Genomic DNA, 22019 nt, shown 5'->3' with positions numbered 1-22019 from the left:
GCAACTAATCTTTTCAATTCGTTCGAAAAGAGTAAAGCGCTTCCTCTTTTTTGGGTATTGGCGGCTTCCTACGGCGAACGATCTGATTTGGAATACTCAATTTTCTGAAAATGAAAAAAGCACTGGACCGCGACGGACTCATCTTCTTCAAGACCCTCTATGAGACGCAGAACCTGGTGAATGCGGCCTATCAGCTGGGGATTCCGCCGGCAACGGCCTCGAGACTCCTCGCGAAGCTCCGGGAAACCTTTAAGGATGAGCTTTTCACGCGATGCGCAGGGGGACTCGCCGCCACCTGGCGCGCGACCGAACTGATGCCCCAGGTGAGGAGGCTCCTTGAGGACTACGAGCGGCTCCTCGAAGAGAACGACTTTGATCCGAAGGCGCTCTCGAGGAACTTTCATATCGGCGGGGTCGACCACGGCGTTCTCTTCCTCGCGCCCGCCATCACCCGGATCACGACGATTGCGCCGGGGGTCTCCGTTGAGATGAGTGAAATCACGAACGACTGGCCCGTGGAGCTTCGCACCGGCGAGCTCGATGCCGTGATCAGCCCCATGGAGAGCGTGCCGGAAGGCTTTCACTATCTGCCGCTCCTAGAAAACTGCGTGCAGAAGCTCGTCTGCCGGCCGGGGCATCCGCTTGAAGAACTTGCGGCCGAAAAAGGGATTCTTTCGGTAGAGGACATCCTGCGTTACGGCTTCGTTGAGGTCACCTGGCGGCCGACCAACTTCTTCCGCGTGCTGAAGAGCCGCGAGGATTCGGAATACGCGAAGCGCCGGGTCGTCTTCCGGACCCCTTACTTCATCGGTGCGACGCGGGTCGTCGCCTCGAGCGACCTCATCATGTTTGCTTCGACGCTTCTTGCCGACTGGTGCGTCAAAAAGGAGATCCTCAACGAACTTCCCGTCGCCGAAGTCCTCTCAACAGGCGGTCGCTTTACGCCGAAGCTCATCTGGCACGACAGAAGCCACAACGACCCGGCAATGCAGTGGCTTCGCGGAATGATCCTTTCGGCCGTTAGAAGCCCGGACTTCCTCGCGGGCGAATAACCCGAAGAAGCACCGGGAAGAGAAAGGAAGAGGCGCAGCGGAACGGATCCTCTCTGCGCCTCTTGTCAATCACCCGATTATTTCAGGTCACTTGACGTTCACCCATTCCATCGTGAGACGGTTGTCGGGGCGGTGAACGACCGCGACCTTGTCGCGCATGGCCCAGGCGATCATGAGTTCATGAACCGGGATGTGAAGGTAGTTTTCGCGCTCAATGCGGAGCGCTTCGCCAAGGAGCGCATTGCGCTTCTCAGGATTCTCTTCAGCGCGGATCTTGTTGAGCGCCTCATCCATGGCGGGAAGCGACACGCGGCCGATGTTCGCAATGCCGTCGCCCGTCTTCGGATTGAAGGTGGCCGAAAGCGACTGGAGCGCATAGAGCGCGTCGAAGGTGGGCGCACCCCAGCCGACAAGGCCCGCTGAGGTATCAAAGCTCAGGACCTTCGGGAAGTACTTCGCGCGCGGCATGGTGTTGACCTCGACCTTGACGCCGATGCGGCCCCACTGGGAAGCAAGCGCCTTGCAGGTCGCCTCGTCGTTGGTCCACCGGTTGTTCGGGCAGTCGAGCGTGAAGCCGAAGCCCTGCGGGTAGCCCGCTTCAGTAAGCAGCTTCTTCGCGCCGGCAATGTCGGTCTTCGGAGGTTCGGCCGCGGTTTTGTCCCAGCCGTTCACGATCGAGGTGACGATCGTTCCGGTCGGAACGGAAAGGCCGCGCATGACGCCGCGCTTAATGCCGTCGCGGTTGACGGAAAGGAAGAGCGCTTCACGGACGCGCTTGTCCTTGAAGGGATTCTGAGCGAGGGGCTTTCCGGACGCATCGCGGACGTAGGGCGAATTGTCTCGGTACTCGTCAAGCGCCACCATGAGCGTGCGGTTTTCAGGGCCTTCAGTAACCTTGACGCCCGGGGAGCGCTTCAGGCGCTGCAGATCCTGAGCAGCCGGGTCGATGACGAAGTCGACTTCGCCCGAAAGGAGCGCCGCCGTGCGGGTTGAGGCCGATGCGATCGGGCGGAAGGTGGCGGTTTCCACATTGCCCGAACGGTTCTTTTCATCCCACCAGTTGTGATTGGCGGCAAAGACCGTCTTCACGTCCTCTTCACGGGTGACGAGCCTGAAGGGGCCCGTTCCGTTCGCGTGGCGGGCGGCATAGGACTCTTCCTTCGCGATGTAGTTCTGGGGTTCGAGCGCGCCGTGCGCCTTCGCCCAGGATTCGCTCATGATCTTGAGGTCGACCAACTGATTGAGGATGACGGGAGAGCCGTTCGTCGTGCGGATGAGCACCTGGTTGGGACCGGCCTTTTCAGCCTTGATGATCCCTTCGCAGAAGCTCTTGAACTGGCTTCTCGGATTCAAGGCACGGTTGATGGAGAAGACGACGTCTTCGGGCGTGAGCGTTTCGCCTTCATGGAATTTGACGCCCTCGCGGATCGTGAAGAGGAACCCTTCGGGGACGCGCTCATAGCGGGTGGCAAGCGCAGGTTCGAGCTTCCTCTCGGGCGACCAGCGCAGAAGCCCCTCATAGACGGCGGAGATCGCCGTGATGTTGAGGTTTTCGTTCTGAGCGTGAATATCGAACGTGAGAATGTCGCCCGCGCTCGACCAGCTGAAGTCCGCAGCGGCAGCGCCGCCGGCGGCGAAGGCGAGGGAAATCGCGGAAAGAGCTGCGCAAAGCTCAGTGCGGACGAAACGCGTCATCTTGGGTAATCCTTCTTGAGAGATGAAGATCGTTCAATTCTGCACTGCCGTGCCGTGCGCGGGCTTTATGCAATATCAGGCATAGTACCTGCAGGACCTCCTCGCGGCGCAAAGGATCGCGAGATTGAAGAGCGATCCGGTTGTCCGGGAAGCTCGGAAAGAAAATCTAATTTGGTCAGCTCAATGACGCCGGCTGAAGCATCTCCGCAGCCATTGACGCTGGGAAGCGCCGATAGAGAAAGACCGGGATCGAAAGAGAAAACTCCCCGCCAGGTCAGGGCCATAGCGGGGAGTTTGTGGTTGTCAGAGTTACGGGAACTCAGGATCAGCAGGAACGCCGAACCACTTCTCATGGAGCTTGTTGAAGGTTCCGTCGGCCTTCAGCGCCTTCAGGGCCTTGTCGGCTTCCGCCTTGAGTTCGGAATTCTTCTTCGCGAATACCATCGCAAAGAGGTCCGCAGTGGCGATGGGCTTCAGATGCGTCGTTTGCTCTGCGATCGATTTCGACTGCACGAGCATGTAGTCCGTGACGGGCTTGTCGTTGATGACGGCATCGGCATTGCCGGCAATCATGTTGAGAACGGCTTCGCCCGCGCTCGCAAATGTCGTCACCTTCGCCCCGGGAATCTTCTTCGCAAAAGTCTGCGAGGTAGTGCCGATCTGTACGGAAATGCGCTTGCCTTCCAGGTCCTTGAAGTCGGCGATGCCGGCTTTGTTCGCTTTCGGAACCAGGATGGTGAGGCCCGACTTATAGAAGGGGAGCGAGAAGAGGACGCGCTTGCCGCGTTCCGGCGTTATCGAGAAGCCCGCAGCGCCCATATCGATGGTGCCCGCAAGGATGCCCGGGATGATGGCGTCGAAGCCGAGGTTTTCGATTTTGACGTCGCGGCCCATTTTTTCACCCATGGCCCTGACGAGATCGATTTCAAAGCCCTGAACGGCACCCGTTTTCGAATCCTGGAATTCAAAGGGCGGAAAGGTCGCGGAGGTGGCGACATTAAGGGTTGCTGCGGAGATCGAACCCGCAATCGACAGGGCGGTTGCAAAAGCTGCGGCGCAGAGCACAAAGTTCTTGATTTTCATGGCGGATATCCCGGAGGCAGTTGAATGAAAGAAGAGTGATGCGGCAGGTATGAGTTTAGAGGAGAAGGCTGGAACTCAAGAGCCGGACCGGCACTTTTTCGCTGAGACAGAGCAGAGAGGCATAAAGAAATGCGCCCAATGGGAATTCCCAACGGGCGCATGCATTCAAGCCTGGGTAAAGCTGAATCAGGGCAGTTCCGGATCAGCCGGAACGCCGAACCACTTCTCGTGGAGCTTATTGAAGGTGCCGTCGGCCTTGAGGTCCTTGAGCGCCTTGTCGATTTCGCCCTTGAGCTTTGTGTTGTCTTTGGCCATGACCATGGCGAAGAGATCTGCCGTGGCAATGGGCTTCAGATGCGTCGTCTGAGCGGCGAGGTTCTTGTTCTGGGCAAGGATGTAGTCCGTCACGGGCTTGTCGTTGATGACGGCATCAGCGTTCCCCGCGAGCATGTTGAGGATGGCGTCGCCCGCGGAATTGAAGGTCGAGACCTTGGCTCCCTTGATCTGCTTGGCATAGCTCATCGAGGTCGTGCCGAGCTGAACGGAGATGCGCTTTCCTTCAAGGTCCTTGAAGTCCGCAATGCCGGTCGACCCCTTCGGGACCACGATCGTAAGGCCCGACTTATAGAAGGGGATCGAGAAGAGGACGCGCTTGCCGCGTTCCGGAGTGATCGAGAAGCCCGCCGCACCCGTATCGAGCGTGCCCGAAAGAATGCCCGGAATGATCGCGTCGAAGCCGAGCGTTTCGAGCTTGAGGTCCTTGCCCATCTTCTGAGCCATGGCCTTCACGAGGTCAACCTCAAAACCCTGGACTTCACCGGTCTGAGAGTTGTAGAACTCAAAGGGCGGGAAGGTGCCTTCAGTGGCGACGCGCCAGGTGTCGGCAGCTGCGGATCCGCAGATCATGAGCGCGGCGACGCCGGCAAGAGCGGTGCGGGTGAAGGTAGAGAATTTCATTGGGACTGCTCCAACAAAAAAGCAGAAGGGCTTGAGGCCCGGGAAACCTGGATTGCCCGGCCGGGGTTTCGCAAACCTGCGGCGCGGTTCGATCAATATAGGGTTCAAACCGCGCTCTGCGGGGCTTGAGCGGACTCGACTGAAAAGAGAAATGCGCATTCTTTTGAGCGCTTCCCGACTGAACTAGGGCCCGCGGCTTAGTTGACGGAAAACTTTTGAGAAAAGCGTCCGAATTGTCGACAAGTTTCGAGCCATCTGAGGCACGCCTCGCGCATCACCGCTCTTCCCGCCGGAGCGGCGTTTTCAAGTTCTGCAGGGAGGCTCCTCAGACGAACGGCTTCCGCTATGCTTGGTGCATGAAGGAGATGAGCCATGCAGCGCATTACGCTTTCGATTGATGACGATCTCGCGGACTTTTTCGTCCGCTATGCAGAGGAACGGGGCTACCGCAACCGCTCCGAAGCGATGCGCGACATTTTGCGCAGTCTCGCTTCAAGGAAGGAACTCGAAGACCCAGCGCCGGGAACGCTCTGCGTGGGCGTTGCGAGCTACATCTACGACCATCATGAGCGGCAGCTCGCGATGCGGCTTACTGAACTTCAGCACGAGCACGGGGATCTCGTGATCTCCCAGATGCATGCGCATGTGAACGGCGACGATTGTCTCGAGACGGTGTTCCTGAGGGGCCCCGTTGAAGCCGTCAGGGGCTTTGCCGATGCGCTCGTTGCCGAACCGGGCGTCCGGCACGGCCACGTCAACATCATTCCGGCCGAGAACCCGGAACATGCCCGTCATGAGCATGGGCACGTTCATCGGCATGCCGACGGAACGGTCCATTCTCACGGATAGCAGAGACAAAAACGGCGCAGAAAAGAACGGCCCCGATTAGTCCGTTCAAGACGAACTTCCGTCCCTTTCTGCGCCGGGATTCATTCTGCCTAAAAATGGAGCGGCTAACGTTTACAAGGAATATTTTTTCTTGCGTAACGTCAAATCCGCCCGATTCTTCTTCAGGCCCTGAGCTCATGAGACATAAGGGATGGGGTGTTTTCCCTAGCGGAAATTTGCCGCTTCGGGCTCGTCCTTGTTTGAAGCTTCAAACAAGGCATCTTCTGCCGGAAAGGATGAAGTGAAGAAGCTTTCCGGAGCACTTCTCCGCTGCCGCGCGGACTTTCCCTTGTGCTCTGGAATTTCTCGGATATTCTGCCGATGCGCACGAGCCGCACGAAACCTACAATTACGCGGCGATTTCCGTGCCCGAAGGACGCTTCGGGCGCAGGAACCCGGAAAAAAGAGGAGAGACTTCATCCATGCCACGCATTCATTACGCCAACGTCTGCGCCTTCTGCGGCCGCACCGGCCGCCCGTTCCTCACGGACTTTACGGTCGAGGACGGCCTTTTCATTGATGCGGATAAGCCGATTGCCGACGGCGACGAAATCCGTACGGTCGACATGCGGGGCGCATTCGTGATGCCGGCATTTCTCGACGTGCATGCGCACCCGGAAGGGCTTGCGATGACGCTTTCCGCCGTTCCCTGCACGCCGCCCGATGTGCGCTCGATCGATGACCTCGTCGCGGCCCTTAAAAAATCTCCCAATGCGCTTTCGGGCGAAGGCTGGATCGACGGCTGGGGATACGACGAGAGCCTCCTCGCGGAGAAGCGCTCTCCCACCCGGACCGACCTCGATCGTGTAAGCACGACGCAGCCCGTCTGGATCCGGCGCTCGGACTACCATTCGGCCGTCGTCAACACGAAGGCGCTCGAGCTCGCCGGGATCGACCGCAATACGCCTGATCCCGAGGGCGGCGCTTTCGGACGCGATGCCGAAGGGAATCCCGACGGACGCCTGATTGAGCTCGGAGCCGTCAACTACGTGGAAGCGAAGGCCCGGCCGCTCAAAACCTTCGAGAAGGATGTCGAGTCCATTCTTAAGCTCGGCGACCATTACCTCAGCCACGGCATTCTCGTGACGGCCGACATGATGGCCCACAGAAGAGCGCCCGGTCAGACGGAGCCGCTTGAGCTCTACCGCGCAGCGGAGCGCCGGGGGCTTCCCGTCGAAATGAATCTATATGCCGTCTGGACAGGAGGAGAGAATCCCGACGGCATGGAAGACTTTTCCGGGGACGAAAAGACGGGCGCGATCCGCTACGCGGGCGTGAAGCTCTTTGCGGACGGCTCCATTTCCGGCCGCACGGCAGCCGTGCGCAACCCCTATGTGCTCCCCGAGGGCGCTCCCGAACCCGAATTCCCCTCGGGGATGATGACCCTCACGGAACCGGTCTTCAGAGCCGCGATGGCCTTCGCGAGAAGAAATGCCGTGCAGTGCTCGATTCACATCATGGGCGACCGTTCGATTGATGCGGTGCTCGACTGGCTTTCAACCGAGTCCCCGTGGCTTACGGATGTGCCTTCGGTGAGGCTCGAGCACGTGAGCATGATGCGGCCCGACCAGCTTGAAAAAATGCTGGCGCTCCCCATCCGTCCCGCGCTCACGACTCAGATCATCTTCCCCTTTGCCGAGTGGAGAAGCTATCACGCAGCGCTGACGCAAAAGGATTTCAACGTCTGCTACGCCGTGAAGACGCTTTCCGACAAGGTTGAGGCGATGGCGCTCTCGTCCGATGCGCCCTGCACGACGTGGAGCGATACGGACGACATCTTCGTGAGCCTTGAGGCGGCCGTGACCCGGCGCGACTCCGACGGCGGCTACTTCAATCCGGCCGAGGCGGTGTCGATCGGCACGGCGCTTTCGCTCTACACGAGCCGTGCGGCGCTCGTGATGCCTGAGCGCGGCATCGTCGGGGCAATTGAGCCGGGAGCCCGCGCCAATTTCATCACGCTCTCGGCGAATCCCTTCATGATTGCGCCCTCCAAGCTGAGGGACCTGCGCGTCACGGGCGTTTGGAAGGACGGAAAGCGCCTTCTCGGGTGATGCCGGGACCCGCTCCTCAACTCCCGGCGGGATATATGGATTCGGGCGTTTGCTGCTGAAAGAGGCTCTGACCTTCAGGCATGCAGACGCCCGAAAGCATTATTTCGCGGGCTTCACGATGTACTGCAGAAGTCCGAGGATGCGCTCGTCCTCTGCGAGAGAGGAACGCGACCGTCTCGCAATGGCGTCTCCCGCTTCGGTCTCAATCAGCATGAGGCGCTCTTCGAGGTGATCAAGTCCCTCGACCAGATCGGGCTGAGCATTGACGACAAGAAGGTCGCCCGCATCAATGCCCGAGTCGCTGAGCGCCTCGTCGGGCGCGAAGAGAAAGAGCGTGTGGCCGGCATTCTTTTCAATGAGGTCGCTCAGCCGCAGCGTTCCCGATTTTGCGCAGTCCTCAAAGGCGGGAGCGGGAGGGCCGGAGCGCACGGGGAAGGATTGGAGCGCGAGGCCGCCGAGTTCAATTCCCGCCCCTCGAGCGGCATCAATGAAGCTTTCGCGCCGATCGCTCAGTTTTCTCAGTTCAAGTTCGGCTCGGAGCCACTTCGGACCGCCGGCAGTCCTGAAGGCCTCAGCCTGGGCGGGCGTCACGCAGACCTGAATCGTTTTCGTTAGCCCTTCGCCCCAGCCGGGCTTTCTTCCTGCTCCCATGCGGTAGCCGCCTCTCCCGGGACGAGCTTTTGGGTTCGTTTTATTCGCAGGCATGACTGAGGAATCTCCACAGGGAGGTTTTGCTTCTGGGTTTAGGGAAGGTGAATCAATTCACTCTCCCTAAATCAAAGTTTAGCAAGGATCTGCCTTTACGAATTGTTTAAAAACCAAATAGAACAAATAGTATCGCTTTGGCCCGGTCTTTGAATAAACCTTATTTAATCAGCCGGATTGTTATGCTGAATAATCCGTCGGGATGACCTGATAATCATTCCAGATTAATGGGATATTTGAAAATGTTATTCAAAAATAAAAGGGCGCTTATTTCGATTCAAGCCATTGAGCGCGAAGAAAATCCAGCCCGCCGTCAGAGGTTGCCGTGAAGCCCGAGAGTTCCCCGCGCCAGGCTGAAGCGGTGTCCTCAAGAATCAGCCAGACGTAGGGCGCATCCCGGCGGATCCGCTCCTGAATGTCGGCATAGATCTTTCGCGATTCGACCTCATCGCTCACGGAGAGCGCCTCGTCGATCAGTTTGTCGACCTGAGGATTCCTGTAGTAGGCGGTGTTGAAGAGGACCGGGGGCATGCTCGGGCCGTAGTAGAGAGGCCGGAGCGACCAGTCGGCGTCGGAAGAGGCGGCCCAGCCCGAGTAGTAGAGCTCGAGCGTGGAATCTTCCGGGCGCTTCACGTTGTGAATGCGCGCGACGCGCTCGCCCGCCTCCAGAACGGTGATTCTGGCGCGCACGCCGACGAGGGCAAGCTGCTGCTGGATGACCTGCACGGCCTTGACGGAGGCCGAGTCGTTGTAGGCGCACCAGAGATTCACGTCGAAGCCGTCGGGGTAGCCGGCTTCCTTCAGAAGCGCTTTTGCCTTCTCCGGATCATAGGGCCAGGAGCCGATCAGAAGCGCATTGGGAATGGATGGGGGGATCACGCCGCCCGCAGGCCTCGCGTACCCGCGATAGGCAGCCTTCACGATCGCATCACGGCTGACGGCATAGTTGAGGGCCTCGCGCACGCGCAGGTCGCTCAAGGGCTTCTTCATCGTGTTCATCGCGATGAAGCGCATGACGGTCGAGGGCTTTCTCGAGATGAAGAGGTTCTTCTGGCGGTTGATTTCGTCTGCCGACTCATAGGGCATGGGGAAGATGAAGTCGGCTTCGCCCGTTCTCAGCATGGCCGCGCGCGTGTGGTTTTCAGGAACCGGCACGAAGCGGATCCCGGAAAGCTTCGGCCACCCGGCATCCCAGTAGTCCTTTCGCCGCTCAACCTCGAGGAGTTCCGCCGGGTTGTAGCTTTTGAGCTGATAGGGACCCGTGCCGCAGGGCTTCAGCGCGAGATTCCAGCCGGGGTTCATGAGGGCCGAAGGGCAGACCATCGAGAGGATGCCGCCCGCCATGCGGCGCTTCATGGGAGCCAGGGGCTTCTTGAGGTGAATCGTGAGTTCATAGAGATCCGTCGCATCCGCGCGCACGATTTCGCCGAACATGGCCGAGCGGCCCAGGCGCGTGGGATCGTGAATGAGGTGGTCGATGTTGGCTTTCGCCGCATGCGCGTCGAAGATTTCGCCGTTTGAGAACCTCACGCCCTCTCGGAGCTTAATGACCCAGGTAAGACCGTTCTTGCTCGGGACTGCATCGAGCGCGAGCGCGGGCTCAATTTCCATTTTGTCGTTGAGCCGGAAGAAGCCCTCATAGAAGGCCTTCATGACCTGGCGCGAAAGCTTGTCCGTCGCGTTGTAGGGGTCAAGCGTCGTAAAGCCCGCCCCAACCGCTGCCGTGACGACTTTTGAGGAGACGCCGGGCGGAAGCGCGGCAGCGTCCTCCTTTTGAAAGTCGAAGAGCTTCAGCGCGTGAGCAGAAAGCGACGTCAGAAGAAGCGCATTCAAAAGTAGCGCTTTAGCGAGGAGCGTCTTCTTTCTCGAGACAGGGAAATGCATGAGAGCGTGTCGGGTCGGGAATGGAGTCTTGTTGTTTGCGGCCATTCTACCGACTGCGCACAGTGCGGCTTGCTGCCTTTGCACAAAAAACCATTTTTTGGCATTATGCGTAGGCATTCAGCCTGACGATCTGCAGCGCCAGGACTCCGGTCAAACATCTGCACATTCACAATTCGAGCCCCTGAGGGCGTTCGCCCTCAGGAGAATCCGGCTTTGCTGCCCAGGATTCATCGGGGGACGTGCGTCTCCCTCATGGACGGCTCCTTCTTTAGAAAGGAACCTTCATCATGATGAATCCCGCTCACGAATCCCGATTTCTCCCCGCCGGCCAATTCGGCAGCCATCTGGCGCATCTTCCTGCCGGGAGGGGCTATCTGAGAAATACGCTCTCAAGGGATGCGGTAAGCCGCATCCCGCGGGAAAATCCCGCTTATCGCTTTACGGCACCGCTCTACCTCGATTTCATCACCTGGTGGAATATGGGGGAAGCCGAGCCGCTCCTCATTACCGGACCTGCGGGTTCGGGAAAGACGAGCGCAGTGCTCGAGTTTGCTGCGCGCCTTTCGGTACCGGTCGTTTCCTATACCGCCCGTCCCCGGATGGACCGCAGGGAGCTCGTCGGCCGCTGGGTGCTTGCACCCGAAGGCGGCATGCGCTGGATCGACGGTCCGGCAGCGCTTGCCTGGAAGCACGGATGGCTTCTTCTCGTCAATGAGTTTTCAGCGGCTCCCGCTGAAACCTGGGTTTCCGCCAATGACCTTCTCGAGGGACTTCCTCTTGAGAACGATCAGACGGGGGAAAGGATCGAACGCCACCCCGATGCGCGCATCGTCTTCACGGACAATACGCGCGGGCATTCGAGCGAAGCCGACGCCGGCTACTTCGGGCGCGAAATGCAGGACCGGTCGGTCATCGACCGGCTCTGGCACATTCGCTTCGAAGGGCTCGCGGAAGACGAGGAGGCGGAAGTCCTCATGGAGGAATTCCCGCCCGAGCTCGTTCATGAGGCCGGGGCCGAGTCCGCAGTGGAAGTCGCCCGCATCCTCGCCCGGGCGGGCGCGGAAACGCGGGCATCCTCAGGCGCGGACGCCCTGGGACTCCGGTCGAAAACGATTGCGCTTTCGCACCGGGTTCTGAGGCGCACGGGAACTCTGATGCTCTCCTACATTGGAGGAAGAGTGCCGGAGCTCCATGATCCCGTCGAATGGTCTCTTGACCGTGCGGCGGGTCATGCGCTCGACCGGCCCGTGAGAAACGCGCTCATTACGTACATGAAGACCGTTCTCGGCACCCGACTTGCCGAGCTTCGGAACCTCCGCAGGGAGGCGAATCATGCGTAATGATGCCGGAACCCTTCCGCTTCTTGAAACCATCGGAGAACCCTCCACGCCCGAAGAAGCAAAGCTCTATGCCGGGATCGGCGAGCTTCTTGCGATTCGGGCGGGGATTCATACGGGGCTTGAGCGGAGAAAAGCCAATGAAATCGACCGGCGCATCAGAGCGCTCGCGAACGATTACCGGCGGCTGAGGGACCGCAACCGCCTCTGGGGAGCGGCTGAGCCGCTGCTCAACCACCGTGCGGAAGCGATGGGCCTCACGCCTGAGGAAGCGCGAAAGTCTTCGCGCCTTGAAGCGCTTCTCGCGCTCCCGGCGCTCTGCCGCCGGGACGGGATCAGGATCCGGTTTTCAGGCACTCCGCGCACGGACGGCCAAACGATCTGGCTCGGAAGCGTTGATCTCTCGCACCCGGCTGCGCCCGTGTACGTTTTCGGACACGGGATCCATGAACGCACGCACGTGCTTCATACGAACTTCCGGGCGGCTGAAGGACTCTCTCCTCGGGCATTCGCTCTCACGAACCTCTTTGAGGACGTGCGGATTGATGCCATCGGGGAGTCCGAATGCCGCGGATACCGGTTCTGGCGGGAAGCGCTCCTCGCGCTCCTCTGCAGGACAGGGGAATCAGTCTTTCTGTCGGACGACCCGATGCGGCCTGCTGCCGACGTCTTCCTCGCGTGGCTTCATGCCGAGCTTCTTAATGAGGAGCTTCAAATGAGGCTTCCCGAGGGGATTCTCGAAGCCGTGAGGCGTGAGGCGGGACGCCGCTTCGGAGAGGCATTCCTCAGGGATGCCCTAGGGCTTGCCCTGAGGCGCTTTCCTCTGGAAAGCACCTTCGATGCCGCCGCTCTTGCGATCGAGTTCGAGGAATTTCTCTCGGACGCGGCGCTCGTAGAAGAGCGCGTCGAAAGAGAGGCGGAGAGAGAACGGAAAAAGAGGGCTTCGGCCAATCGGGGCCGGCAGAGAGAGAAGTCAAGGAACATTCAGAACGGGGAGGGCATCGCGCTCTCCCTTTTTGATGACGGGTCCCTGACTTCTCAGACCGCACCCGTCCGGTCTTCACCCTCGGGGGGAGTGTTCCCGGCAGTTCTTCGTCTCGCCGACGAGAGAAACTGGCGCGGAAGCACTCCGGCCCTTGAATCGGGGAACGCCATGGCGCGTCTTCAGAAGGTGATCAGCCTTCCGGAGAGCGCCATGCCCGATATTGAGGCGATTGAGGCATCGTTCGTTGAAACCCTTCGCCGGCACGACAATGTGCCTGAAGGGAGCGGCAATGCTTCGGGCGGGCTTCTTCCGAGGCTCTCAAAGCTCTCGGAAATCCGGGCCGCCCGGAAGGCCTTCGACGCAGCCTGGGACGAAACCTCGTCCTTCGCGATGCGTCTCGCGGACCTCTTCAAGCGCCGGATTCCTGCCGATGAGGGAGGAGCCCGGACGGGGTTTGAGATCGACGACCGGGAGCTCGACCGTGCGGCGGGCGGCGACGACCGCATCTTCGTGCGGGAGGGGAAAAGAAAGGCGAGAAAAATCGCCTGCGAAATTCTCCTCGACCTCTCAGGGTCTCTCGGAGAGCGGGGCGGCGCAGTGCTTCGCGCTGCTGCCGCGAGGCTCGAAGGAGGAATGAAGCGCCTGCCCGGGACTGCGGCCCGAACGGCCGTCTTCCCGAACGAGCGCGGCACGGGCCCGTTTCTCGCATCCGACTGGAAGTCTTCTTCCGTCGAAACGCGCGAAATCCTCCGGGTCCTGCCTTCAAAGGGACCCACTCCGGTGGGTCAGAGCCTTCTCTGGGCGCTTCAGACGCTCGCTTCCCGCTCAGAACCCGCGAAGCTTCTTTTTCTCCTCACCGACGGCGTCTTTGATGCCGGCGAATACCGGGGAGAAGTTGAGGCGCTCGCGATGGCGGGAATTGAGCTCGCGACGCTCGTGCTCTGCGATCCGGATCTGCCGGAAGCCGAAATCGGTCCGCGGAACACGATCGGAAGCGAAACGAGGTTCGTCCGATCGATCGACGAAATCCCGGAGGCGATTCACGCGCTCCTTCTGGGACTCAAAACCCGGGACGCCTTCTGAGCGGGGATCTTCCCGAAAGCGTATTTCTCTTGCAACTTCTTTAGCGAACGGGGTCTGCTTCCTTTCTCCTTCAGGGTTTCCCATTGATGAACTCAATGGGCCGCCCTGAAGGGAGAGGGAAGAGGCCCCTTCGTTTTTGTGCGGGCCGCAAAGGATGCGGCAACGCTATAGAACACATCGACCAACAGGGACCAACAGGGACTTCGGGGAGGAAAAGCGCCCAATGCACTTCAGGAAGAACATGACTCTCGAGATCCTTGAGATGGAAACGCCGTTGCAGGCGCATCACCGGGTGCGCAACGACCTTCTTCGCATGGAACTCGCTATCGGAAGCAGCGTCTTTGCCGCGGGGCTTCTTCCGGCGCTTCAGGTCTGGAGCGCTTTTTCTGCCGGCATCCCGGAGGACGCCTTTGAAGCGGGCATCCGGCGCGCGAGGCGCATGATGGAATTTATGCTCGAGGAAGCCCTTCCCGAGGGCCTCGACCCGAAGGCGCGCGAAAGGCTCCGGCTCGGGCGGCTCGCGGGAGGAATGCTCCTTGGACTCCTCTCCGCGGCGGACGACATTCTCCGGTTTGAATTCCGACCTCTCGATAACGGGAGAACTTCAGACACGTCCCCGGCATTCGACCCGTCGGGGGAGCTCCTTCTTGAGTTTCAGATTGCTTGTGCGGCAAAAGGACGGAAGCTCGTCGCCGAAGCGCTTCCCGCCATGCTGGCTTCAAGGCGAGTCGAGAAAGAGCGCGCGGGACTTCGCGAATTTCTGCTTCGAAGGCTTATCGACCGCAATATCGCCGCGCTTCTCCGGGAAGCCCGGGAGGGCGGCCTTGAACCGGCACTGCGCCAAGCCGCGGGCGGCTCTCCGGGAGCCGACGAGGAAGCGGTGCGCTTTGAGCGCATCCTGATGAAGGCTTTGTCCGAGGAATGCCGGAAGGCTTCGATTCCGGCGCTTATGCCGCGAGGCCAGTTGCCGGATGCTTCAGACGCCTTCCTCTCCCGGGGAAGTGCGGAACTCATTTCCCGCGCGCTTCTTCTCGCAGTCCGCGAGGAACGTTTTCTTGTTCTCACGCGGGAAAACGACGGCGCGGACATCGTTGAAGAAAAGGCAAAGACTGATCTCCCGCCTCGTCTCTGGATTGCAGCTGACGGCATCTTCCTCGAGTGGCCCAAAGGCGCGGCGGCTCTTGAAGCCATCCTCTGCGGCCGCTTCAGAATGCCCCAGGAAGAGAACCGACAGGGGCTGATCGAAGGGTTAATTAAAGGCCTCATCGCTGCGGGAATGGTTGAGCCTGATTGGAAAGGAGGCCCGCGGGAGGCGGCGCTCCCTCAGGAGGACGCGCTGGTGATGGGGCTTCGAGAGACGCCGGCGCTTCTTGCCGCGCTCTTTGCTCGCCGGGGAGATGGAAGCGCAGGAGAGTCCCCGAAGCTCTCGCGTCTTGACTGGCGGCTTTTCCCGCGCGAACCGCAGACGGGCGACGGCCGGGGAAGCGCCTTCGTCGGCGCGGAAGGCCGGAAGAGCCCAGTCTTCTTCTGGTCGATTGCGATTCCTGACCACGTGCCGCTTCAGATCCGCGAAGCGCTTGAAAACGCCGAAAAGCACCTCTCAAGATTGAGGAGAAGCGAAGCGCGGGGAGCCGAAGCCGGGCTCTTTCTCGGAGAGTCCTTTTTCGCGCCCGGCGACCTCGAGGCGGCGGCAGACATCCTTTCCAACCTCGGGCTTGCCGTTGAAAGGAAAAGCGCGCTCCACGGCGGGGCGCTCCGCCGCATGCGGGGGATCGGTCCCAATGCGGGAAAAAGCGAAGTCGGGATCCTTCTCAAAACAAGCATTGCCGCACCGTGCTCTCTTTGGAGCGACGGGACGGTGACGGAAGCGGACTGGCCGGACGCGGCCTGGGAGCTCGCGGATGAAGAAACGATTGAGGAACCTTAACGAATGAAGGAAACGTGCAGATGAAGATGAAAAGCTTCCCGGGGAAGGGATTTCAGGACCGCGCGCGGGAGACGAGCGGCGTCACGGGGAATGCGCTCGCGCTCTACCGGCCCGCCTGGGAAGTCCGTCCTGCGGTCTGGAATCTGGGGGCGGCTGCCTTTGCGTCGGCTGCGACCCTCGCCGGGAGTCTTCCTGCCTCCTGGGGGATTCTCTGGGGAACCGGTGCGCTCGTCCTTGCCGCCTGGCGATGGAAGGAGGCGCTTGACGTCTGGAAGCGTCGTGCGCCGTTGTCGGGGTTTGAGCCGCTTTTCATGACGATGGAGGATCTCGTCTTCCACATGCGGGAGATGACGGAGAGAACCCTCCCGGAAGCCGCCAGGGGAGGTGCGCGGTTTCCTCATCTCCTGCGGTCCGGAAGCTTCGTGAGGACTGGGCAGGAGGAGGCTTCAGCCGGAATGAGGGAAGAGCGCGCGCTTTTTCTCTCTCATGCGGAATCCCGCGTGGAAAACGTCTGGTTCGGTATGGGCTTCCCCTGGACGCCGGTTGAGGCGCAGAAGCTCGAGGAACTTTCGCGCGTCCCTCGCGACGTAATGACGGTGCCGCCCTCCATCCGACCCCTTGTGACGAAAGACCGGGGGTTGTCCGAAAAGGAAATCGGGAGCCCCGTTCTTCACGGCGTGGGCCCCGGGGAAGCGCCGATCGAGCGGCCGATCCGAAGCCTCGGGGGCGGCACGCTTCTCGTCGGAACCACCCAGGCAGGGAAGGGCGTCATGCTCACGTCTCTCATTGCTCAGGCGATTCTGCGCGGGGATGCGGTGATCGTGATCGACCCCAAATCGAGCAAGCGCCTGAGAGGCGCGATCCATGCCGCCTGCGCCGCTGCCGGGCGGGAGCCTCCTTATGAATTTCATCCGGCCTTCCCTGCACGGGGCGTTCGTCTGGATCCCCTCGGGAGCTGGACGCGCGCGACGGAGATCGCGTCCCGCGTGACGGCGATCCTTCCGCCTGAATCGGACGGGGTCTTCACGTCCTTTGCGTGGGAAGCCGTACACGTGATGACGATGGGGCTCCTTTATGCCGGGGAAAAGCCCTCCCTCGGGAAATTCAGGCGGATTCTCGCCGAGGGGATTGAGCCCCTCTTTGCAAGGTGCCTCGACATTTCCCTTCAAAAACACGTTCCCTATTGGCGGGACCGCGTGAGCGCGATCATGGAAATTGAAGCGGGGACGCTTTCGGCTCCGCCCGGGTCCCGCGCTGGCCTGTCGCTTCTCGCCCGGGCGGCGCTCTGGGAGCGGGCCGTGCCTGAGAATCAAAAGGAACCGGAAGTGGCCGGCCTCTTTTCGGTATTCCGCCACTCGAGGGAGCACTACGCCAAGATCACGGCGTCGCTCGTTCCCGCGCTTTCCATGCTCACGTCGGGGCCGCTGGGAAAGAGCCTCTCTCCGGACCCCGACGATATTGAGGACGACCGCCCGATCGTGACGGTCGACCGCGTTCTCGATGCCGGGGGCGTGCTTTATCTGGGGCTCGACGCGCTCCCTGACCCGCAGGTCGCGGGGTCGCTCGGCGCGTTGATTCTCTCCGACATGGCCGCATCGGCGGGCCGGCGCTACAACCTTGATCGTTCGGGGGATGAAGCGGCGAGGATCAGCCTCTTTGTGGATGAGACCGCAAACGTGATCAACCGTCCGCTCATCGAGATCCTCAACAAAGGCATGGAAGCCGGAATTCAGACGACGTGCGCCATGCAGACGATCGCCGACCTTGAGGCGCGGCTGGGGAGCAGGGCGGCGGCGCGAATGGCGCTCGGGAACCTCAACAACCTGATTGCCCTCAGAACCAAGGATCAGGAAACGCAGAAATTCGTGGCCGAAGCTTTCGGGCGCACGACTGTCTGGGAAACGTCTGCCTCCTTTGCGTCCACGGCTGATTCGAGCCCGATCCCTCGATTCCGGGCGAGCGTCTCGCGCGGACTCTCCGGGCGTCGGGAAAGCGTGGTTCCGACGGACGCTCTCGGGATGCTCCCCAATCTTGAATTCTTTGCGTCTCTCTCGGGCGGGAAGCTCTGGAAGGGGCGCGTGCCGATTCTGCTCCCAGAAGCTCCCGGGAGAAGGCTCTTTAAGAACACGGGAGAACGCCGATGATCAGGACTCTTACTTCGCTATTCACCGCTGTCCTTCTCTTTGAAGTCGCCTTCGGCGCGGCCTACGTGTCGACGGAAGCGCTCCGCGGCATTCTCTATAGAGAATCGATCGAACGGCAGGTGCTTCTTCCGGGGGCTTCTCTCAGGACGGCTCAGTATTTTGAAGGCGCGCTTTCCGAGGCTTTCGGTGAAGTCGTTCTCCCGGGGCGCTTCGCGCACTCGAGCGAACGCCAGCCCGGGATGCTTCGACCGGCGCTTCCTGAGGAAGCGGCGTTCGGTCGTGCTCTCTCCGGAATCCTCTCCGCCCCGTGGGTTGAGAACATGCGGCTGATCGGCCTTCTTTTCCTGAAGCGCCTTGCAGTTCTCATGACTGTTCTTCTCTTCGGCGCTCTCCCCATGGCAGCGCTTGCCGTCGACGGCTGGCACGCGCTTCAGGTTAGAACGCACGTCTTCGGCGCGATGCGACCGAGCGTTTTCGGGAGCATCGGCCTCCTGATGACCTTTGGCGGCTTCGCAACCGTGCTCCTTCTCGCGTACCCCGCAGATCTTCCGTTCGGGCTCTGGGCGCTCTTTCCGGTGATTCTCGGGGGTTCGCTCAGAACCCTGATCCGCTCCTGGCACCGCTTTTAAGATGCGTTCGTCAGACGGATGCTTGAAGTATTACCTTAGAGCTGCGCGATTTTTTCATTGAGAGGTACTCGGGAGAGTCCCGAAGCGGCAATAATCTCTATCCATATGTTTACTTCAGGGGGCGGGAGGATCGCCGCGCCCTCGCTTTATTAGAGAGAACTTTCCATGGCCCGCGTGAATCCCCCGTACCGTGCCGACGTCGTCGGCAGCTTCCTTCGTCCCAAGCGCCTTCTTGAAGCCCGCGAGGCCTTCCATTCGGGCAAGCTTTCCCGTGAGGATCTCACGAAGCTCGAGGACGAATGCATTGCCGACCTCGTCGAAAAGGAAAAGAAGAACGGCCTTCGCGCCGTGACGGACGGCGAATTCCGCCGCGCTTTCTGGCACCTCGACTTCCTCGCGGCTCTAGGCGGCATCCGCCATGTGAAGGCCGAGCACTGGTCGGTTCATTTCGAAGGTCATCAGCCGAAGGCTGAAACGATCGTCATCGAGGACCGCATTCACTTCCCGAAGAATCATCCGTTCCTCGAGGCCTATGACCGCCTGAAGGCGATCGCGGGCGACTATCCGATCAAGTACACGATCCCGTCGCCCTCGATGCTGCATCTGATCTGCGCTGTGCGCGAAGCGAACTACAAGCCCACGGCCTTCTATGAAGCCCACCCGGAGAAGCTCTTTGAAGACCTCGCCGACACGTGGGTCGACGCGATGCTCGCGCACTACGAACGCGGCTGCCGGTACCTGCAGTTCGACGACACGAGCTGGGGCGAATTCTGCTCGCTCGAAAAGCGCGCGGCTTATGCCGCACGCGGCATCGACGTCGACTGGACGGCCCGCCGCTATGTTGAGGTTCTGAACCGCATTCTCGAAAAGAAGCCCGCCGACATGACGGTGACGATGCACATCTGCCGCGGCAACTTCCGCTCGACCTGGTTCTCGTCGGGCGGCTACGAACCGGTGGCTGAAATTCTCTTTGCCCACGCGAAGGTCGACGGCTTCTTCCTCGAATACGACACCGATCGTGCGGGCGGCTTCGAGCCCCTGCGCTTCATCAAGGATCAGACCGTCGTGCTCGGGCTCATCACGTCGAAGTTCCCTGAGCTCGAAAAGAAGGAAGAGGTGAAGGCCCGCATCGAGGAGGCTTCGAAGTACGTTCCCCTCGAACAGCTCTGCCTCTCGCCCCAGTGCGGCTTCTCCTCGACCGAGGAAGGCAACATCATGACCGAGGATGAGGAATGGGCCAAGGTGAGGCTCGTTCGTGAAATCGCCGACGAAGTCTGGGGCGACAAGTAACCGGACGAAAGGCTGTCTTTAAACGCCAATCTTGAGTGATGAGACGCAGCGCCTCCCGGGTTCTGCGTCTCATTTCTATCATGGGCTGCCGCGTTGCGCATCACGGCCCGTATCGGACCGGCGAATCGTTATGAAATTGTCATCACTGCGCGCTAAAGTATGCGGCTGACGAAAACGGGATCCGCAGATGGAACCCGTTTTAAAGAGACCCCTTAATTCTTCACATTCCTTAGGGCCGCTTGAAGGCAATGGCAGCTCAATTTCCGCTTCTTCTTCCCGCTTCAAAGCTTCCTCCGAAGCTGGTGGTTTTTGATCTCGACAAAACGCTGATTGCTGGCGACAGCACGATTCTCTGGACGGAATGGCTTTACGAGAAGGGTCTCGTGAAGGATCCGATCTGGAGACAGATCGACCGCGAGATGATCCGCGAGTACGATCAGGGGCGTCTCGACATGCATGCCTTCATGCGCAAGCACTCGGGCGCATTCAGGAATATTCCCGTTGAGATGCTCGGCAAACTCGCTCTGGAGTTTGCGAAGAAGAGAATCGCTCCCCTTGCATACCCGGATGCGAAGAAGTGGGTGAAGAACGCCCTTCAGGCGAAGATCCCGATGCTCGTTCTCTCGGCGACGACTACCTTCATCGTTGCGCCGATTGCGAGGACGGTTTTCGGCATTGATGAAGCCATCGGCGTCAACCTCGTGGAGGAAAAGGGCTTCTATACAGGGGAAATCCTCGGCACGCCGTCCTTCCAGGAAGGGAAGGTGGTTAGGCTCAAAACCATCCTCAGCGCCCGGGGGATCGACATTTCCGACGTGCTTTTCTTTACCGACAGCAGAAACGACCTGCCGCTCGCCGAAGCTGCGGGCTTTACCTGCTGCGTCAATCCCGACCCGGTGCTTCTTTCTGAAGCCCGCCGGCGCTCGTGGAAGATTCTCCGCTGGGAGCTCCCGCTCAGAACCAAGATTGAGCTCGGGCAGGGGTGAATATAAAAGTGTTTTGAAGCAGCAGACCCTGCTGGCAGCGCTCTGCTCCCCAAAAGTTAAAACCGGACGTCCGCGAGCGGAATCGTCCGGTTTTCTCTCAGAAAGGCGCTTGGATTACTGAGCGAAGGCCTTGTCAAGACTGATCGGCATGGCCTGATAGCCCATGGAGTCGATGATCTGGATTTCGACTGACGGATCCTTTTCGCCCCACTTGAATTCCTCAATGAAGGGCGATGCCTGGCCCGCCTTTTCGCCGGGCTTCAGCTCGGAGGGACGACGGCCCATGCCCGCCGTTGCCGAATAAACCATGATCGAGTCCTTGTCGGCAAAGTACTTCGTGAGCGAGGTGACGGGGCTGTACCACTTGAAGCCGCGGCCCTTGCCGTACTCCCAGACCTGCTCGATGGTCTTCTTGTCTTGGTCGATCCTGTAGATGACGGCGCGCGAATACTTCATTTCAGCGAGCGGCGGCTGATCCATGCCGCGCGCGTCGCCGTTGTCGAACGCCGTGATGTAGATGATGTGCTTGTCGGACTTCTCGTCGATGCGGAAGGCCGTGTGCTGCGTCCAGGTGTAGTCGAAGTCCCGTTAGCTGGAATCCACCAATTTTACCGGGGTGGTTCCTTTGTTCAGCTCTCTGATCCTAGGAATGAGCGAATGGATCATGGCTGTCAGCGCCGCAACGGTCAGCAGCTCTTGCTCAATTTCTTCCTCTGCCCCGCTGAGGGAACAATGTCTGAAATGGCTCGGGCTGCCGCTCTAAAAGCGCATTTATTTCCCGGCGTGCTTCCTGGCGAGCTGAAGAAGCGATCATTACGTGCGCTGCTCTGATCCTGACGCACTCTCAGTTCTTCATGCCTGCTTCGGATCGCATGACCGCCGGGATTGACGGTTTCTTACTGCATATCCGGCGGTTTCCCGGTCTTCAGTATTGTTTCTTCATTCATTTTAGTTTTCGGGTTCTGCTTAAAAACTTAGAGTCAGGCGCCTCGCTTCGCTGCGGCGGTCTCCTTCACTTTCTTTCTGGATTTATGAGGGTCTTCAAGCGGCTCCACGCCTCTCAGACGGCAGCACTCCTCATACTCCCGTCGGGAAAGCTCCCAGGCCTTCTCCTTCGTCATCTTCCTCGGCCAGGTTCCTCTTCCCACGCGGAAAAGCAGATTAAGCGCTCCCACATGGTCCGATTGGTAGTCAGCGCCACAGTGCATGCACTTGAACTTGTCGCCCTTCCGGTTCTCGCGACAGGCGAAGAGACACCTGCAGCATGTTTGCGAGGAGTACCCGGCCGTGACCTTCACAAGCTTCACCTGACGCTCGGCCGCC

The 22019-nt window shown here is 60.1% G+C and carries 17 protein-coding genes and 1 pseudogene; 11 read left to right on the top strand and 7 right to left on the bottom strand.

What is annotated here, in order from left to right:
• Positions 1–110 precede the first annotated feature (110 nt).
• Complete coding sequence (locus Q0106_RS05590) at positions 111–1052, top strand: LysR family transcriptional regulator (protein WP_297610037.1); 942 nt, start codon at positions 111–113, stop codon at positions 1050–1052.
• Between the two features lie 87 nt (positions 1053–1139).
• Here Q0106_RS05590 and Q0106_RS05585 read toward each other — a convergent pair whose 3' ends face one another.
• The 3 genes from Q0106_RS05585 to Q0106_RS05575 form a co-directional block, all read right to left on the bottom strand.
• Entirely contained in the window at positions 1140–2747 is a 1608-nt protein-coding gene (locus Q0106_RS05585; RefSeq protein WP_297610035.1) for an ABC transporter substrate-binding protein, read from the bottom strand.
• Positions 2748–3056: 309 nt separating this feature from the next.
• Positions 3057–3830: a basic amino acid ABC transporter substrate-binding protein gene (locus tag Q0106_RS05580; RefSeq protein ID WP_297610032.1), complete on the bottom strand. Its 774-nt coding sequence runs from the start codon at positions 3828–3830 to the stop codon at positions 3057–3059.
• A gap of 186 nt (positions 3831–4016) precedes the next feature.
• Positions 4017–4787 (bottom strand): basic amino acid ABC transporter substrate-binding protein, encoded by a 771-nt coding sequence (locus Q0106_RS05575; RefSeq protein ID WP_297610030.1) that lies wholly within the window; start codon positions 4785–4787, stop codon positions 4017–4019.
• A 372-nt stretch (positions 4788–5159) separates the two neighbouring features.
• Here Q0106_RS05575 and nikR point away from each other — a divergent pair, with 372 nt between their 5' ends.
• Positions 5160–5636, top strand: a complete 477-nt coding sequence (gene nikR, locus Q0106_RS05570; protein WP_297610027.1) for a nickel-responsive transcriptional regulator NikR — start codon at positions 5160–5162, stop codon at positions 5634–5636.
• Between the two features lie 461 nt (positions 5637–6097).
• Positions 6098–7726 (top strand): amidohydrolase, encoded by a 1629-nt coding sequence (locus Q0106_RS05565; RefSeq protein ID WP_297610024.1) that lies wholly within the window; start codon positions 6098–6100, stop codon positions 7724–7726.
• Between the two features lie 99 nt (positions 7727–7825).
• Here Q0106_RS05565 and Q0106_RS05560 read toward each other — a convergent pair whose 3' ends face one another.
• Together Q0106_RS05560 and Q0106_RS05555 are read right to left on the bottom strand one after the other, a co-directional pair.
• Positions 7826–8431 carry a hypothetical protein gene (locus Q0106_RS05560; RefSeq protein ID WP_297610021.1) on the bottom strand — a complete coding sequence of 202 codons (606 nt, stop codon included), beginning with the start codon at positions 8429–8431 and terminating at the stop codon, positions 7826–7828.
• A gap of 267 nt (positions 8432–8698) precedes the next feature.
• Positions 8699–10315, bottom strand: coding sequence for an ABC transporter substrate-binding protein (locus Q0106_RS05555; protein WP_297610020.1), 1617 nt, complete (start codon positions 10313–10315; stop codon positions 8699–8701).
• A gap of 287 nt (positions 10316–10602) precedes the next feature.
• Here Q0106_RS05555 and Q0106_RS05550 point away from each other — a divergent pair, with 287 nt between their 5' ends.
• The 7 genes from Q0106_RS05550 to Q0106_RS05520 all read left to right on the top strand — a co-directional run bounded on the left by Q0106_RS05550 (position 10603) and on the right by Q0106_RS05520 (position 20696).
• On the top strand, positions 10603–11655 hold the full coding sequence (locus tag Q0106_RS05550; RefSeq protein ID WP_297610017.1) for an AAA family ATPase: 1053 nt from the start codon (positions 10603–10605) through the stop codon (positions 11653–11655).
• Positions 11648–13720: a hypothetical protein gene (locus tag Q0106_RS05545; RefSeq protein ID WP_297610014.1), complete on the top strand. Its 2073-nt coding sequence runs from the start codon at positions 11648–11650 to the stop codon at positions 13718–13720. Before Q0106_RS05550 ends, Q0106_RS05545 begins: the two co-directional genes overlap by 8 nt.
• A 241-nt stretch (positions 13721–13961) precedes the next feature.
• On the top strand, positions 13962–15647 hold the full coding sequence (locus Q0106_RS05540) for a hypothetical protein (protein ID WP_297610011.1): 1686 nt from the start codon (positions 13962–13964) through the stop codon (positions 15645–15647).
• 20 nt (positions 15648–15667) lie between these two features.
• Positions 15668–17791, top strand: a complete 2124-nt coding sequence (gene traD / locus Q0106_RS05535) for a conjugative transfer system coupling protein TraD (RefSeq protein ID WP_297610007.1) — start codon at positions 15668–15670, stop codon at positions 17789–17791.
• Positions 17788–18420 carry a hypothetical protein gene (locus tag Q0106_RS05530; RefSeq protein ID WP_297610004.1) on the top strand — a complete coding sequence of 211 codons (633 nt, stop codon included), beginning with the start codon at positions 17788–17790 and terminating at the stop codon, positions 18418–18420. The genes traD and Q0106_RS05530 overlap by 4 nt, the downstream gene beginning before the upstream one ends.
• Positions 18421–18585: 165 nt before the next feature.
• Positions 18586–19710 (top strand): 5-methyltetrahydropteroyltriglutamate--homocysteine S-methyltransferase, encoded by a 1125-nt coding sequence (locus tag Q0106_RS05525; RefSeq protein WP_297610002.1) that lies wholly within the window; start codon positions 18586–18588, stop codon positions 19708–19710.
• A 248-nt stretch (positions 19711–19958) separates the two neighbouring features.
• The gene (locus Q0106_RS05520; RefSeq protein ID WP_297609999.1) at positions 19959–20696 is read left to right on the top strand and encodes an HAD-IB family hydrolase; all 738 of its coding nucleotides are present in this window, start codon (positions 19959–19961) and stop codon (positions 20694–20696) included.
• 114 nt (positions 20697–20810) lie between these two features.
• Here Q0106_RS05520 and Q0106_RS05515 read toward each other — a convergent pair.
• Positions 20811–21281, bottom strand: a pseudogene (locus tag Q0106_RS05515) (aryl-sulfate sulfotransferase); the annotation flags it as partial.
• A 72-nt stretch (positions 21282–21353) separates the two neighbouring features.
• Here Q0106_RS05515 and Q0106_RS05510 point away from each other — a divergent pair.
• The gene (locus Q0106_RS05510) at positions 21354–21527 is read left to right on the top strand and encodes a hypothetical protein (RefSeq protein ID WP_297609997.1); all 174 of its coding nucleotides are present in this window, start codon (positions 21354–21356) and stop codon (positions 21525–21527) included.
• A 149-nt stretch (positions 21528–21676) separates the two neighbouring features.
• On the opposite strand, the gene Q0106_RS05505 is transcribed toward Q0106_RS05510, so the two are convergent.
• Positions 21677–22019 (bottom strand): zinc ribbon domain-containing protein (locus Q0106_RS05505; RefSeq protein WP_297609994.1); only part of this gene is annotated, 343 nt, incomplete at its 5' end.

It is taken from the genome of uncultured Sutterella sp., from assembly GCF_937923675.1.
GTDB lineage: Bacteria > Pseudomonadota > Gammaproteobacteria > Burkholderiales > Burkholderiaceae_F > Sutterella.
This window is presented reverse-complemented; position numbering and strand designations above follow the sequence as displayed.

Excerpts from the sequence above, each read along its gene's own strand:
- Q0106_RS05590 (WP_297610037.1), top strand. The coding sequence starts at position 111 with ATGAAAAAAGCACTGGACCGCGACGGACTCATCTTCTTCAAGACCCTC.
- Q0106_RS05560 (WP_297610021.1), bottom strand. The coding sequence starts at position 8,431 with ATGCCTGCGAATAAAACGAACCCAAAAGCTCGTCCCGGGAGAGGCGGC.
- Q0106_RS05565 (WP_297610024.1), top strand. The coding sequence starts at position 6,098 with ATGCCACGCATTCATTACGCCAACGTCTGCGCCTTCTGCGGCCGCACC.
- Q0106_RS05575 (WP_297610030.1), bottom strand. The coding sequence starts at position 4,787 with ATGAAATTCTCTACCTTCACCCGCACCGCTCTTGCCGGCGTCGCCGCG.
- Q0106_RS05585 (WP_297610035.1), bottom strand. The coding sequence starts at position 2,747 with ATGACGCGTTTCGTCCGCACTGAGCTTTGCGCAGCTCTTTCCGCGATT.
- Q0106_RS05545 (WP_297610014.1), top strand. The coding sequence starts at position 11,648 with ATGCGTAATGATGCCGGAACCCTTCCGCTTCTTGAAACCATCGGAGAA.
- Q0106_RS05525 (WP_297610002.1), top strand. The coding sequence starts at position 18,586 with ATGGCCCGCGTGAATCCCCCGTACCGTGCCGACGTCGTCGGCAGCTTC.
- Q0106_RS05540 (WP_297610011.1), top strand. The coding sequence starts at position 13,962 with ATGACTCTCGAGATCCTTGAGATGGAAACGCCGTTGCAGGCGCATCAC.
- Q0106_RS05580 (WP_297610032.1), bottom strand. The coding sequence starts at position 3,830 with ATGAAAATCAAGAACTTTGTGCTCTGCGCCGCAGCTTTTGCAACCGCC.
- Q0106_RS05530 (WP_297610004.1), top strand. The coding sequence starts at position 17,788 with ATGATCAGGACTCTTACTTCGCTATTCACCGCTGTCCTTCTCTTTGAA.
- Q0106_RS05510 (WP_297609997.1), top strand. The coding sequence starts at position 21,354 with ATGGATCATGGCTGTCAGCGCCGCAACGGTCAGCAGCTCTTGCTCAAT.
- Q0106_RS05520 (WP_297609999.1), top strand. The coding sequence starts at position 19,959 with ATGGCAGCTCAATTTCCGCTTCTTCTTCCCGCTTCAAAGCTTCCTCCG.
- Q0106_RS05555 (WP_297610020.1), bottom strand. The coding sequence starts at position 10,315 with ATGCATTTCCCTGTCTCGAGAAAGAAGACGCTCCTCGCTAAAGCGCTA.
- traD (WP_297610007.1), top strand. The coding sequence starts at position 15,668 with ATGAAGATGAAAAGCTTCCCGGGGAAGGGATTTCAGGACCGCGCGCGG.
- nikR (WP_297610027.1), top strand. The coding sequence starts at position 5,160 with ATGCAGCGCATTACGCTTTCGATTGATGACGATCTCGCGGACTTTTTC.
- Q0106_RS05550 (WP_297610017.1), top strand. The coding sequence starts at position 10,603 with ATGATGAATCCCGCTCACGAATCCCGATTTCTCCCCGCCGGCCAATTC.